General features: G+C 55.0%; 11 protein-coding genes. 3 read left to right on the forward strand and 8 right to left on the reverse strand.

Annotated elements, in window-relative coordinates; genetic code table 11:
• Window positions 1-13 precede the first annotated feature (13 nt).
• The 3 genes from VGH19_15705 to VGH19_15715 form a co-directional block, all read right to left on the reverse strand.
• Window positions 14-553, reverse strand: coding sequence for a hypothetical protein (locus VGH19_15705; protein HEY1172813.1), 540 nt, complete (start codon window positions 551-553; stop codon window positions 14-16).
• A 28-nt stretch (window positions 554-581) separates the two neighbouring features.
• Window positions 582-3299 (reverse strand): DUF3656 domain-containing protein, encoded by a 2718-nt coding sequence (locus VGH19_15710; GenBank protein HEY1172814.1) that lies wholly within the window; start codon window positions 3297-3299, stop codon window positions 582-584.
• A gap of 164 nt (window positions 3300-3463) precedes the next feature.
• Window positions 3464-4690 (reverse strand): M14-type cytosolic carboxypeptidase, encoded by a 1227-nt coding sequence (locus VGH19_15715; protein ID HEY1172815.1) that lies wholly within the window; start codon window positions 4688-4690, stop codon window positions 3464-3466.
• A gap of 93 nt (window positions 4691-4783) precedes the next feature.
• Between VGH19_15715 and VGH19_15720 the strand changes: the two genes are divergently transcribed.
• Window positions 4784-5278 carry a hypothetical protein gene (locus VGH19_15720; GenBank protein HEY1172816.1) on the forward strand — a complete coding sequence of 165 codons (495 nt, stop codon included), beginning with the start codon at window positions 4784-4786 and terminating at the stop codon, window positions 5276-5278.
• A gap of 25 nt (window positions 5279-5303) precedes the next feature.
• Here the strand turns inward: VGH19_15720 and VGH19_15725 are convergent, their stop codons facing one another.
• The 5 genes from VGH19_15725 to VGH19_15745 form a co-directional block, all read right to left on the reverse strand.
• Window positions 5304-7802 carry an IPT/TIG domain-containing protein gene (locus tag VGH19_15725; GenBank protein ID HEY1172817.1) on the reverse strand — a complete coding sequence of 833 codons (2499 nt, stop codon included), beginning with the start codon at window positions 7800-7802 and terminating at the stop codon, window positions 5304-5306.
• Window positions 7803-7929: 127 nt separating this feature from the next.
• Window positions 7930-8811: a DUF6268 family outer membrane beta-barrel protein gene (locus VGH19_15730; GenBank protein HEY1172818.1), complete on the reverse strand. Its 882-nt coding sequence runs from the start codon at window positions 8809-8811 to the stop codon at window positions 7930-7932.
• A 69-nt stretch (window positions 8812-8880) separates the two neighbouring features.
• On the reverse strand, window positions 8881-9405 hold the full coding sequence (gene lspA / locus VGH19_15735; protein HEY1172819.1) for a signal peptidase II: 525 nt from the start codon (window positions 9403-9405) through the stop codon (window positions 8881-8883).
• A gap of 41 nt (window positions 9406-9446) precedes the next feature.
• Window positions 9447-10550, reverse strand: coding sequence for a DNA polymerase III subunit beta (gene dnaN / locus VGH19_15740; GenBank protein ID HEY1172820.1), 1104 nt, complete (start codon window positions 10548-10550; stop codon window positions 9447-9449).
• A 209-nt stretch (window positions 10551-10759) separates the two neighbouring features.
• Window positions 10760-11902, reverse strand: a complete 1143-nt coding sequence (locus VGH19_15745) for a cysteine desulfurase family protein (protein ID HEY1172821.1) — start codon at window positions 11900-11902, stop codon at window positions 10760-10762.
• 397 nt (window positions 11903-12299) lie between these two features.
• Here VGH19_15745 and VGH19_15750 point away from each other — a divergent pair, with 397 nt between their 5' ends.
• Both VGH19_15750 and VGH19_15755 read left to right on the forward strand, forming a co-directional pair.
• The gene (locus VGH19_15750; GenBank protein HEY1172822.1) at window positions 12300-12824 is read left to right on the forward strand and encodes a hypothetical protein; all 525 of its coding nucleotides are present in this window, start codon (window positions 12300-12302) and stop codon (window positions 12822-12824) included.
• Between the two features lie 93 nt (window positions 12825-12917).
• Window positions 12918-13658, forward strand: coding sequence for a response regulator transcription factor (locus tag VGH19_15755; GenBank protein HEY1172823.1), 741 nt, complete (start codon window positions 12918-12920; stop codon window positions 13656-13658).
• Window positions 13659-13707: the final 49 nt, after the last annotated feature.

Raw genomic sequence — 13707 nt, forward strand, 5'->3', positions numbered from 1 at the left:
CGGTCTGAAATCCTTAAAAACCGTTCGTCGATATCGGCAAACCGTGCCGGATCAGTGCCGCATCGAAATTAGTCCGCTGGGAACGATCAATACGCAGAATGCGGTGCTCCAAGCTGTTCTCATGCATCGACACGCATTGGAAACAGATGATCAACTCCGTGCTTTTGTCACCACGTTTTATCTGCACTGCGTGATGTGGGTCAAAACAGGCAAACCTTGCACCAGTCGAAAGCTGCAGGCTCTTTTGCAGCGAGGAAATCAGCTCGCGCTGTTCGTTACGATTGGTGATGACAGCGCGCCCCAGCACCTCCCAACGACCGAGCATTTCAGGCTTAGGCTTGTTCGCAGGTGCGTTGGTCACGCCTAATGCCCAGTTCTGCGTTTCCGTGTCTAAACCTAGTGAGAGGAGAACAAACGAATCGGGCTTTTCTGCGATCCACAGCGTTTGCTTGGAAAGCACATTCTTCTTTGGATCAAAACCCGGCTCGCGGGTCGTCGCGGAGGCTGTCTTGTCAGCGGAATAGGACAGCGCAGTTATCGCCATGGCGGCCATCGCGATAATCGAAAACCATATGCGTCCCTTATTTCCGTTGTGTCGGCTCAATCCGCAATCCCTCCAATTGCCCGCGCGTCACGCCTAGCTGGCTCACCAGTTTCAATTCACGCCAGAGCTGTTGTCCGGTGATTTCACCGCGCAAGAGTTGGCGATACTTCGCAATGGTGTGCGTGACTTGCTCCGGTGTTTCGTTCAGGAAATCGATGCGGAACTGGCGCGCGCCCAAGGCCACCATGCGCTCGAAATATTCCGCACCCGTCTGCGCCATGGAATTGAACACCGTGTTACGGCAACCTGCATCCGCCTTCAATGAATGCAACGCGCCTACGCGATCGCGCAAGCGCACGTCGTGCTTCTCGCACGGGCGACCGCAATCGTGGTAATCCTTGCCCTTCGAGAGGAAGGCGCAGAAGACGCAATGTTCCATATGGAACATCGGCATGTGCTGGTGCAGCGTGATCTCCAGATACTGCTCGGGCGTGGCCGAGAGCAATGCCTCAAGCTGCGTCACGTTGAGGTCATATGAAGCCGTGACGCGCTCCAAACCATACCGTTGGATGAAATACTCCGCCGTGAGCGGATTCGCCACGTTCAGCGAGAAATCCCCGCGCAGACGTGAACCGGCGAAGTAGCGCAGGTGCTCGTAATTGCGGACCACATAACCATCCGCATTGCTGGACTGCACCAGCTTCAGAATCCATTCCTCACCGGATTTGAAGATACGCGGCGGCAGCACGAAGATGCCAGCCTGCGAGCTGCTCATCGGCACCTTGCATCCACGCGCCGTGTGATACAGCGTCACCGCTTCACGATATTTCTTCGGGTCTTCGAATTCGCAATAGATTGTCTCCGCGCCGCATTGCAGCGCCGTCTCCAGTTGCGCGAGATTGCGCACGAGGATGATGAGTTCGCTATTCTGCGGCTGCCGTTGCGCATTATCAGCCGCGGCTGCGGAAAAGGCCACGGACGCGGAGCACCGCGTCCCTACCGGGTCGGGGGTGAGTGTCCACCGCTTCGGCGCGGCGCACTGTGCTTCCAATTCCGCTGCTACTTCCCGCCGGATGCGGTTCAACTCACTCACCGGCAAGATGACATTCCCCTCGAGATGATTCGTGAGTTCGCCTAAGCGGAATGGCGTGCCACCGAGGCGACCAAGCTGCTCCTTCAAGCGTTCCGTGCTCAGTGGCGTTTTCTCGGCGACCGCCAGCATCACCTCGGATTGCTTCTGCACGATGTGCCCATTCTCATCCCGCGCGATGAGTGTGAACGGCTTGCCCGCCAGCCCATGCACTTCCATCGAGATGGGACGCTGATAACGGATCTGCTCGCCCTCGAACGTCTGCCGCACGCGCTTGTCCAGTTCCGGATCATTCGTCTTCCAGAGGATGTGGCCCGCTTGGATGCGCGCGAACTTGAGCGAGCCGTGCTTGAACGTCAGCCCCACTTCACGCGCTCCGGGTGTCACCGTGCGTGATTCAAAAATCTCGTAAACGCGTCCGCCTTCTTCGCCCTCTTCCGGTTTGCCCGCATCAAACACCACGCCATCACCGGGCTTCAATGCGCCTTCCAGCTTCACGATGACGCGCTCACCTAGCACGCGCACGACCTTGCCGAGATACACGCCGCGTTTCTTCCCGAAGCGCGCATGCACCAGCCGTTGATTATCGATCCCCTCAAACCAACCAGTGAACAACCCGCGCGAGAAGGACATCTCCAGCTCGTATTTGGCGGAGATTTCGGGTTTCGCGTTTCTAGTTTCGGGTTTGGTGCTGACGGATGCTTTCGGCGACTCGAAACCAGAAACCCCTAACTCGGAACCAATCTTATCGAGCGCTTGGCGATAGACGCGCGTGATGCTTGCAACGTATTCAGGCGATTTGAGACGGCCTTCAATCTTGAGCGAGGCCACGCCGCTGCGTACCAACTGCGGCAACACTTCCAAGCCCGCGAGATCTTGCGGGCTGAGGAGGTAGCGCTTGTCACCGAGCGGCACTTGGGTGCCATCGGAGATCAAATCATAAGGCATGCGGCACGCTTGCGCGCACTCCCCGCGATTCGCCGAACGACCACCGAGCGATTCGCTCGTCAGGCACTGACCGGAATAGGCCACACACAAAGCGCCATGCACGAAAACCTCGAGCGGAAGTTTCGTGTTTTTGGTTTCTGGTTTCTGTTTATTAGACTCGAAACCAGAAACTAGAAACTCGGAACCAGCCTGCCCTGCCTGAATCTTTTCGATCTCGGCGATGGAACATTCGCGCGCAAGCACCACAAGATTGCAGCCGAGTTCTTTGGCGAAATCCACACCCGCCGCGCTGGTGACCGTCATCTGCGTGGAAGCGTGGATCGGAAAATCGGGAGAGAGCTTGCGGATGAGACGGCAGATGCCCACGTCTTGCACGATGGCGGCATCCACACCCGCCGCGATGATGGAGCGCAGATATTGTTCCGCCGCTTCCAGCTCATTCGCGAAGACGAGCGTATTGAACGTCACATAACCGCGCACGCCGCGCCGATGCAGAAACTCCATCAGCTTCGGCAGATCGGCCTCGGTGAAGTTGTGCGCCCGCATCCGCGCGTTGAATTTATCGAGGCCGAAGAAGATGGCGTCCGCGCCGTTTTCCACGGCGGCCTTGGCGCATTCCCAATCCCCGGCGGGAGCGAGCAATTCAGGCAGGCGCAGGGGGACTTTGCCAGCGGCTGGCTGGGCGGTCGTCGATTCAGTTGGTGCTAAGGCGGACATCAATCAATCTGCTTTACGCTGCCAATACTATACAGCGAAGCAGTCTAGACTACACGTGCGAATATGGAGGGCAATGGAAAGATTTCGGGGCGTGATCGTTCCAAGAAGTTGATGGAGTGATCTTCATTATTTCTACGATCACGACCCGCTTCAGCCAACTGCGGCTACTCCACTACCGTCTCCGCCATCACCCGGATGAGTTGCGCCCCATACTTCAACCGGTCTTCATGTGTTGTATAACGTCCCAGCTTCGGGCCTTTGAGCGTGCGCAATTCCATCAACGCCACGGGCACCTTCGCATCGTGATACATCGAATTCGCATCACCTGAAGTCTGCAACCGGATGCCCAGTTTGCGCGTGGGATCAAACAGCGTCTTGGCCTGCAGGTTATCGAACAGCTTCTGGAACATCGCCTGGGAGGCTTCATCGCTCGCTTGCGTATCGATGTATTCCGTCTTGGTATTGTGCAGGTTTACCATCACGGCGATGGGATATTGCGCGTGGTGAGCGAGGATCGTTTTCTTCGCATACCAGATCTCCGGCATCAGCTTCAGAAATTCTTTGTGTTGCAGATCCACCTTGTTCCAGTGGCGGTTCACATCATAGCCGTTCGCATTGAAACGCACCTGGCCGGTGGCGCAACCATCCGGGTCCAGCATGGGCGTGAATTTGAAGATGACCTTGTCCCTCAGCTCCTTCGCCACCGGATCATCAGAGATCACCCAGCGCAGCGCCCCTTCCATGGTGAACGAAGTCCCCGTCTCCCAAGCATGCTGGCGCGCTTGCAGCCATACGGTTTTCTTCTGCGCGTTCGGGATGTCGGGATTCGTGACGGTGACGAGATGCAGATCGCGGCCTTGCACAGTACGCCCGAAGACTTCCACCGTCGCGTGCGGAGAATGATCTACTTCATCCAATAATTTTAACAACTTGGAATGGGTGTATGGCACCAGCAGGGCGACCCATACAGTGTCTTGCTCGGGTGTGAAACGCAGCGTCATCTCCTTCGCCTCAGTGTTCCACGAGGTATTCGTCTGGTAGTGCCAAGTCTGCTGGTCGTAACTGATAACGGGTTGATCCTCTTTATCCGTGGAGACTGAACCAGGCTTATCGTTGTACTCGCCCTCAAGTTCGGTGAAGGTCAGCGTGAGCGGGCGTTTCGCCACGTTATCCAGGCGGAAGTAGAACCAGCTCACCTGCCGGTTGCGACCCCGCTCGTCATACTGGCCCACCAACGCGCAGCGAAACTCATTTTCGTTCACGGCCACGATCTTGCCGAGGGATGCACCTTCAAACCTGGTATTGAAACGGGGGGCGGTATTAGTCTGGGCAAACGTTTGCGACGCAAACATGAACATAAGGCCGAGTGCGAAAAGAAAACGATGGCGCATGGAAACATTCTAAGGCCGCTTCGCGTTTCTGGGAAGTATTCGTTGCCGCTTTGTCCTTGTGCGTTGGCATCCATGAACTAAACCTTTTGGTGGATGTTCCTTTCCCAGAAGCACAAACTGTTGCTCGGCGTGGTCGCTTTGCTGCTGCTTGCGTTCATCGGCATAAAGCGGTCCCAATCGCGCCCCGCCTATATTGCCATCGACATCAGGTTTCAGAGTATCACCACCAACTCGGCCGGCGTCCGGCTTGCTCAGTTCGATGTGCAGAACAATTCTTCTTTCCCGATCGAACGTGCGTGGTTCTCCGAGATACAGATCCAGACTCCTACTGGCTGGCGAACGTTGACCAACATCCATCAGTCCCATCCTGTTCCTGGCCCGGCAGTTCTTCCGGGTGAGAGCGAAGTCACGGACGTCCCTGTTCCCACCACGGCTTCTCCCTGGCGTGTTTCCTTCGTTTACTTTGAGCACGAGAGGCAGTTCGGCGCGTTGCTTCGCAGCCTGAAGAACAGCCTGCGCCAGTTCGGCCTGCCGGTGGAGAATGGGACCAGGGCGTACGCTTTTTCCAGCGATGCCGTAACGCCCTGAGAAAACTAATTCACTTTAAAAAACGTCACTCGGGAAAGGTGTATTTGAGGCGGAAGAACCTGCTCCCCTCCAATGTGTTTGTCACGGTGCGAAGATTTCCTATGGTATGCACCGTGCCGAAATAGGTTATCCATGACGGCGGCGCGATTGTTTCGCTATGTTGCAGTTGGAAACTGGGCGAATCCACCGGCCATTGGATCACCAGCTTGCCGTTCGCTGACAGCAGCGTTGACATGCTCGGCAGTATGACAAAGCCGGGATTCACCACCGTGATGCCCGCCGGATTGAAGAGCCGGACATTGCCGGACGGAGCCGTCGGTATCGTGAGCGTGAGGCGGGTGCCGGATTCCACCGTGAAGGTCGCCGGGGTGAAGGAGAAGGTCACATTCGTGACATCCAGAAGATTGATGCCCTCCAAGGTGACCGTCGTGCCGTGAGGCCCGGCCCGGGGACTGAGATCCGTGACAGTCGGAAATACCAGGAAAGGCATTGTGGACACGGCGGTACCTTCACCCGTGATGACTTCGACCGTGCCGGAGGTGACTCCGGCAGGGACCGTGGCAGTAATGAGGTTCACGGAATTATTCGTGTAAGTGGTCGCGATGCCATTGAACTTCACGCTGGTGACGTTGAAGAGGCCGGAGCCTTGGATCATCACGCTGTCACCCGCGCGGCCGCGATCAGGCACGAGCGCATCCAGCTTGGGCAGCATGGCGAAGTTTGTGATGGTGGTCATGAGGCCTGCCGGTGTCTTGATGGTGATGGGTGCGCTGACACAACTCTCCGGGACAAAGAAGCTGACGCGTGTGTTGTTCACCAACTGCGGCGTGATCACCACTTCACCGATGCGCACCTCCATGGTGGCGGTGAAATTGACGCCAGTAAGCGTGAGGGTGGAGAGCGCGGTGGCTTTCACTGGCCCGAAGCTGCCGATGTGCGGCCAGACATAGAAGAGATTGGTGCTGCTGCCGGTGCCGCCAGAAGTGGTGACGGAAAAACTGCCAGTCGTGGCATCTGCCGGAAGAGTCGTCGATATCTGGTTGGTGCCGCTGATGGATGTGACGGTATAATTTACTGACTGATTGTTCAATTTGACCGAGGACGCTCCGTTGAAACCGTAACCGAACAGCGTGACGATAGAACCGGGAGAACCAGATTTCGGCGAGAAATCTATTATCGAGGGCGTTGTGCCCACCACTGTGAACGATTCGGAGCTGGTCGACACGCCGAGCGAGTTCGAGGCGGTGATGAAGCCACTCGTCGCTCCGGCGGGGATGGTCGCATGGACTTGAGAGCCACCGGAACCAGTCATCGCGTAATTTGCCTGCACACCGTTGAAACGGATATAGACTTCATTAGCGCCGCCAGCGTGCAGCAAATTTTCACCGCCGATAACGACTGTGCTACCCACGCTGCCGCTGTTCAGATTCAAGGATGTAATCTTGGGTGCCGGACCCACGATAAAGTTACTGCTAGTTGTGAAGGAATTGGTGCCCTTAGTCAGTTTGATCGGACCGGTTGTTGCCGTGGCAGGAACAACGGCCTGTACTTGGGAGTCCGACGTCACCGCTCCGCTAATGGCTGCCACGTTATTAAAGTGAACGCTATTGAGACCAGTGAAACCGGCTCCCGTTATCAAGACGGTGGTGCCGACTGCTCCAGCAGCGGGACTGAACTCTGTAACAATTGGTCCTGGCCCGGTGATCAGATTCGTCACACTGGTCGCTTGCCCTCCGGGTGTCTGCACCTTGATCGGACCGCTGGTAGCATTAGCCGGGATTTGGGCCTGCACTTGGTTTTGCGCGGTGATTGCAAAACCGGTCGCAGGTTGTCCGTTGAAAAGCACATTCGTAACGCCCGTAAAGTCGCCACCATCGATGATCACGATCGTGCCCCAGATGGCTACAGTGGGTGAGAACGAGCGGATAATTGGCTCGCCAGTGACGAGAAAATTGTTGGTCGTGATCGTGAAACCCGCTGTAGTCATGACCTTCACCGGAGCATTGGTCGCTTCTGGCGGAACAGTCACAGATATCTGGGTGTCACTGACAGGAACAAACGTTGTGGCAATGTCACCGAAATAAACATTTGTGACATTGGCCAGGTTGTGACCCTGGATGAGCACGTTGCGACCGCTCAACCCGCGGTCGGGCGTCAGTTCCGTGATACGTGGCGTCACCACAAACGAGGTGGAGCTGGCACCACCACCAATGCTGTTATTGACACCGATCGGTCCAGTCAAAGCGTCGTCTGGCACAGTGGCATACAGAACGGTATCGCTCTCGATGAAGAAAACGGCCTGCACACCGAAAAACGTGACCGTTTTGGCCGTGGTGAAGTTCGCACCGGTGATCTTTACGCTGGCGCCGGGTTTGCCGGAAAGGGGTTGAAAGGCAGAGACAGTCGCTACCTGCGCTTGTGCTGAACCAGCCCCGAGCAGCAGAGCAAATGCACATATCAGCCACGCGTGGGCGCAGCAACCTCCTAGGATACGACGTAACGACTTCACAATATGATGGCGCAAATAATTAGCAGAAACTCTTGGACGGGAAAGAGGTAAGTTTTGCTCCCAAATAATGAGAAACGGCAGCACTTTCTGAGTGCTGCCGTAAAGCTACCTGGTTTTTCTTTCGAAAAACCCCGTCTGAATCCTAGAACCGGGCGTTCAAAGTGAGGCCGAAGTAAAGGGCTCCATCGCCGTTGAGTTGAAGATCCGCATCTTCAAAGACAAACCGGCGATCCACCACCCAGCCTGCTTCTGCCGCAACGCTAAAACCCTTACCCAACCGCGCACGCACGCCACCACCCACGCGAATCTCACGATAGCTCACGATCTCGTCGTTAAGATTAGGACGGCCGGTGCGATCACCAAAATCCTCGGCCACGCGATAGGCTCCGCCCATGAGTTCAGCACCAGCAAAAAGAGTGGTTTGCGGGTTGAGTTGATATTCCAAGGCTGGCTTGGGCAAAATCAGGGAAAGAGTCCAATCCTGAGCGAATTGCCAACGGACACCCACACCGCCGATCACCGGAATATCACGCAGGTAATCCACATTCAGCGCCGCCACCCACATAAGGGTGGCACTCTGCTGATAGGAAACACCGACGGTTAGCGGCACGTTGACATCACCGCCATCAATGTCTTCCAGATCACTGAAAAGGCCGGGGCGGACATCAATACGCAGATTCCATTTATCCGCGAATTTCCAGTCATTTTGAAAATTCAACGTTAGCGCATTCACCGTGTTCGGTAGGGGCACACCGGCTGGCAGGCCGAACCCGGAGCGTTCCCATCCAAAGCCGACGCCCCAAGCATAGCTATCACTGGTCGGAAAACGCAGCAAGTAGCTGAGATCCGTGTGAAAAGCGTCCATCTCGCCTGCATTCACATCACCGATATTGAGATCCGCTGGTGCCGAGTAGGAGAATCCGGTGGAGAACTGGTGACGGATCTCAGTCTCTGGAGCAGCGATTAAAGCAGAGGTCGTTCCAAAAAAAACCATCGCGGCCAATACAGTGTGTTTGATACGCATAGATAAAAAGGAAGCCTCACTATAGCAGGAAAGCGGCTGGTTGCAAATTGCACAGACGAGAAGGTTTCTTTAATCAACCTTAGTCGAGGGGGGCACCGCCTGAGCCTCTTCTTCCTTGGCCTTCTTCATCTCCTCCGCACCATTCCGCCATGAAAGCAGGAACAGTAATCCTACACCTGTGCAGATGGCTATATCGGCTATGTTAAAGGCGGGAAAGCCCGCCTCACCCCCGCCGCGCTTATAGACAAAAAAATAGAGGAAATCGATGACGTGATAGCGATCCGGGTGCAACCGATCCACAAGATTGCCCAAGATGCCGCCGAACATCAGCCCGAGCGCTATCTGGCCGAGCTTGGTATGCGCTTCAAAATGATGGCGGAAGAGAACGAGCGCTCCGAACGCGAGGAGCGAGATGATGGCCAGCATCTCATTGTTTCCATGGAAAAGACTCCACGCAGCTCCGGTATTCGTCCAATGAACGAATTTGAAAAAACCATCGACGATGACCACTTCCTCGGCGCGACCGAGGAAGCGCAAGACGATGTATTTGGTGAGCTGGTCGAGCAGCAGGATGGTTCCCGCAAGGGCGGCCATCCGCTGATTTCCAGTCAAGGCAGGCACTAGAACGCTCCTGCTTAGCTCATGCGCATGGGCATGAGGACGTAGAGGAACGGGCCATTGATCTTGATGACGCCCGGGCTGAGCTCATCCGTCAGCTCCAGGAACACTTCATCCCCATCCAAGGCCTTCAGCGGATCCATCATATACGTCGGATTGAACGCGATGGAAAGATCGTTGCCCTTGTAGTTCACCGCAATGCTTTCACGGCCTTCACCGACTTCCGGCGTGTTCGCATTGATGGAAAGGGTATTCTTGGAGAAGGTCAGTTTGACGGAGTTCGTCTTCTCGCTGGTCATGATTTCTGCACGGCGCAGGGCGTGCAGCAGTTCTTCGCGGCTGAGGGCGATGCGTTCCTTGGACTCTTGCGGAATGACCTGCTTGTAATTCGGGTAGTTGCCTTCCACGAGTTTCGAGATGAGCAGGATGCTGCCACCCTTTTCATCCTTCAACGTGAACGCCACCTGATTCTCCGTGAACTTGATCTCCACTTCACCCGCAGTACCGAGCAAGCGGTTCAATTCATTGATCGCTTTCGTGGGAACGATGAATTCGCCTTGGGCATCTGTGCCGATCTCTTCTTCGGCGAGCGCGAGACGTCGGCCATCCGTGGCCACCATCGTCACTTTATCTTGCTTGAGGATGACGAAGATGCCGTTCAGCACGTAGCGCGTCTCGTCTGTGGAGATGGCGAAAGACGTGCGCTTGAGCATGGCCTTCACCTTTTCCTGCGGGAGCGTGACTTTCTTGTTCTCTTTGAACTGGGGCAGGGGAGGAAATTCTTCTGCAGCCAAACCGTTGATCTTGTAGAAGGACGCACCAGCACGGAGGCTGCAAACACTCTTCTCATCAATCTCCAGTTCGATCTCACCGGCGGGTAATTCGCGCACGATGCTGAAGAGGCGTTTCACCGGTAACGTGACAGAGCCACCTTTGGCGATCTGCGCCTCGACGGATCCAGAGATGGACACGTCCAGGTCTGTGGCGGTCAGTTCGAGGCGGGTCCCTTCGCCACGCAGCAACACGTTGGAGAGGATGGGTAGCGTGGTGCGCGTGCTGACAACATTTTGCACGGCTTGCAACCCATTAATGAGCTGGTCTTTGGCGATGGTGAATTTCATGCGCGCTTACTAGTACAGAGTATCTTTCAAGAACTCCGTATTATTAAGGGGTGTGAATAAGGAAAATAACGTACATTGTCAAGGTTCTGACAGGCACTTACACAAGATATTGCGGTCTGAATAACCAAGGCCCACCAAGGCTGGCATCTCCCAAAAGTCCAAGTTATTCGTATTGTTCGCAATTCATTAACAGGTTTTTGGAACGATTCTCAGGCACGTATTCGCATCACGACCACGGGAAAACGGTCGCAGACATAGGCAACTTGCTCCGCAGTAGAATCCCGGCCTAGGGAAAACCGGACCAGTGCATTAGCTTGATTCGGCTCTACACCCATAGCCGTCATGACATGGGAAGGTTCCAAAGAACCTGCCGAACACGCGGAACCACTCGAAGCACAGATACCTTCTAGGTCTAAACCGGCCATAAGAGAGATGCCATCACATCCTTCAACGGTAACGGAGATAGTATTTGCCAACCTCTGGGTGTAAGAACCGCGAAAATGAACTCCCGGAACCGTAAGACAGCCTGTGAGTAGCTGTTCGGTAAGAGGTTTTAGGTGATTCGGGTTAAAAACCGGTTTCTGAGCGTTCTGGGCGAAGGCTTCTACCAATCCAGCTATGGCAACCATGTTCTCCGTTCCAGCGCGCCGTTCATTCTCATGGCCGCCTCCGAAGAGGATAGGGTCAGGCAGCAAAGGTGATTGGATATAGAGTGCGCCCGAACCTTTCGGACCGTGAAACTTATGGGCGCAAACGGAGACTAGGTTGGCATTGAACTGCCGGATGTCCGTAAAGGGCTCTTTGCCGATCCATTGCGCGGCATCCGTATGGAAGAGGACGCCGTGTTCCTGACAGATGCTTCCCAGCTCAGCAACGGGCTGAATGGTCCCGGTCTCGTTATTCGCGGCCATCAGGCTGGCGAACACGGTGTCTGGACGGATGGCGTTGACCAAGTCATCCGGCGAGATGCGGCCGGTGCTATCTACCGGTAGATAGGTGACCTCGAAACCCTCTTTCTTCTGCAGATATTGAAAGCAGTGCAGCGCGGCATGGTGCTCGATGGAAGACGTGATGAGGTGGCGGCCTTTGCTCTTCAGCATCCGCGTGACACCGAAGATCGCGAGGTTATTGCTTTCAGTACCGCCGCTGGTGAAGACGACTTCGCTGGGTTTCGATTTCCAGAGATGCGCCAGGCGGTCGCGCTGTTCGTCCAAGTGTGCCCGGGCGCGTACGCCGATCTGATGCACGCTGGAGGGGTTGCCGAAGATCTCATCGAGATACGGCAACATCGCGGCTTTCACCGCCGAATCAAGCGGAGTGGTGGCATTGTAATCAAAATAGACCGGCAGCACATCTCTGAAGTAGGCTAAAACAGGGACAAAGACAATGAGGTGTGAAATAATTATTAATAGCAAGGAAGGCTCTGCAGCCGGGCAAACTTATTGTCGCTAAACGCATGCTTTGAAGGGATGTGGGACTTGGTCATAGATGGGACAAAATCAATCCTAACAAGGTTTCGCAGGGTCTGGGAGAGATTCTTCAGGAGATAGTATTAAGTATTCTTCCTGAGACATGTCCTGAAAAAGCACGGAAAAACTAAGGCCAAATGGCTGCTAAAAGGCGTGGATTTCAGGCCGAAACACCCTCTTTCCATTAAGGCTGTAATAGTTCGTTGAAAAAATTGTCGGAACACAATTTAGAGTCGATATTCAGGATGATACGTGCAGCAAAGGCTGGCTTCATACCAGCATGATGCGACCGTTTATGTGCAAACATAATTTCTCCACTCCGCCCGGAATCCGATGGTCTGCAGCGACTTTGTTGCTATTCGTGTTCTGCCTCAGTGCGGGGGCGCAACCATCTCTTGCCGCTGAAGGCAACCCCAAAGGCAAGGGAAAGTCTAAACCCAAGGTGAGCGAGAGGCCTCAAGTCATCGGCGCAATATCCTCAACAACAAAACCCCTACGCCCCAGCCAAGCGGGCGGCGGTACCGAGACCTCTCAACTGGTGGCCCAGTTCCAATCTGCCCGGAATGACTATCTAGAAGCGCAAAAAGAATTGAAGATCGCCAAAGGGACCGAGCTGAACGAAGAACAACGCGCTGTATTGCGTGAAAAATCCAAAGACGCCCTGAACAGGTGGCGCGAAGATCACCGGCAATTTACTGAAGAGCAGCAAGAGCGGTTGAAGACGATCAAGGCCGAGTTGCAAACAGACCTCGCGCAACGCGTGGATAGTGTGAGAGAAGACACCACCGGCGGTCGTGGTCGTTGATCTGTCCTGATTCAGGACTGCGCGCAGCCCGTGCCACATGGCCGGAGAGGTCCCCAGCGGATTTTTTCTGATCCACGCCATTTGCGCAGCCAAATGGCCATTGTAAGGAGGGGCGACGGTTTATTATCTAACCCCGTCAATTTCTTTGCAATCATGGAGACGGTTTCGGAAAAAATCCGTGTTTTGGTGGCAGATGACCAGCCTATGGTCCGTGTGGGACTTAGAGCCATGCTGGCTTTATTCCCGAAGCTCGATCTCGTCGGCGATGCTTCCAGTGGTAAGGAAGCGGTTTTACAAGCAACCCGTTTACACCCGGATATCGTCCTGCTGGATGTGCAGATGCCTGATGGACCTGCGTTTGAAGCCTGTCGCAGCATAGTAGCACTGAACAAAGGGATCCGGGTGATATTCCTCACTTCCTTTGCGGATGATGACGTGGTTTTCGAGGCCATTTCTGCGGGCGCTGCCGGGTTTCTGCTAAAAGACTCTTCCGGTGATGATGTCGTGCATGCCATCAACCAGGTCATGACCGGAGGTTCTGTGGTGGCGCCATCCATCACGCATCACCTGATAATGCGAATCAAAAGAGGAGCCGAAAAAGCGCCAGCCGCAGGATTCGATGCACTTACTTTTCAGGAAAAACGGGTACTAGTGCTGGTGTCCCAAGGAAAGACGAACAAGGAAATCGGTGCCGAAATGTCCCTTAGTCCTAAAACAGTAAATAATTATTTGAGCAGCCTGCTGGACAAATTGGCCCTAAAAAGGCGCTCACAAGCCGCTGCCTTCTACGCCCGGAGCGTTCATGACGCCACCAACAAGGCCCTACGCGAGTAGAGTCCATTTTTGTGCTTCAATGGCTCTGGTGAACCATTGGAGAACACCT

Source organism: Verrucomicrobiia bacterium, from assembly GCA_036405135.1.
In the GTDB taxonomy this organism is placed as follows: Bacteria; Verrucomicrobiota; Verrucomicrobiia; order Limisphaerales; family JAEYXS01; genus JAEYXS01.

Coding starts and splice junctions, on each gene's coding strand:
- VGH19_15750 (HEY1172822.1), top strand. CDS start 12,300: ATGATGCGACCGTTTATGTGCAAACATAATTTCTCCACTCCGCCCGGA.
- dnaN (HEY1172820.1), bottom strand. CDS start 10,550: ATGAAATTCACCATCGCCAAAGACCAGCTCATTAATGGGTTGCAAGCC.
- VGH19_15715 (HEY1172815.1), bottom strand. CDS start 4,690: ATGCGCCATCGTTTTCTTTTCGCACTCGGCCTTATGTTCATGTTTGCG.
- VGH19_15720 (HEY1172816.1), top strand. CDS start 4,784: ATGTTCCTTTCCCAGAAGCACAAACTGTTGCTCGGCGTGGTCGCTTTG.
- VGH19_15755 (HEY1172823.1), top strand. CDS start 12,918: ATGGCCATTGTAAGGAGGGGCGACGGTTTATTATCTAACCCCGTCAAT.
- lspA (HEY1172819.1), bottom strand. CDS start 9,405: ATGGCCGCCCTTGCGGGAACCATCCTGCTGCTCGACCAGCTCACCAAA.
- VGH19_15730 (HEY1172818.1), bottom strand. CDS start 8,811: ATGCGTATCAAACACACTGTATTGGCCGCGATGGTTTTTTTTGGAACG.
- VGH19_15705 (HEY1172813.1), bottom strand. CDS start 553: ATGGCCGCCATGGCGATAACTGCGCTGTCCTATTCCGCTGACAAGACA.
- VGH19_15710 (HEY1172814.1), bottom strand. CDS start 3,299: ATGTCCGCCTTAGCACCAACTGAATCGACGACCGCCCAGCCAGCCGCT.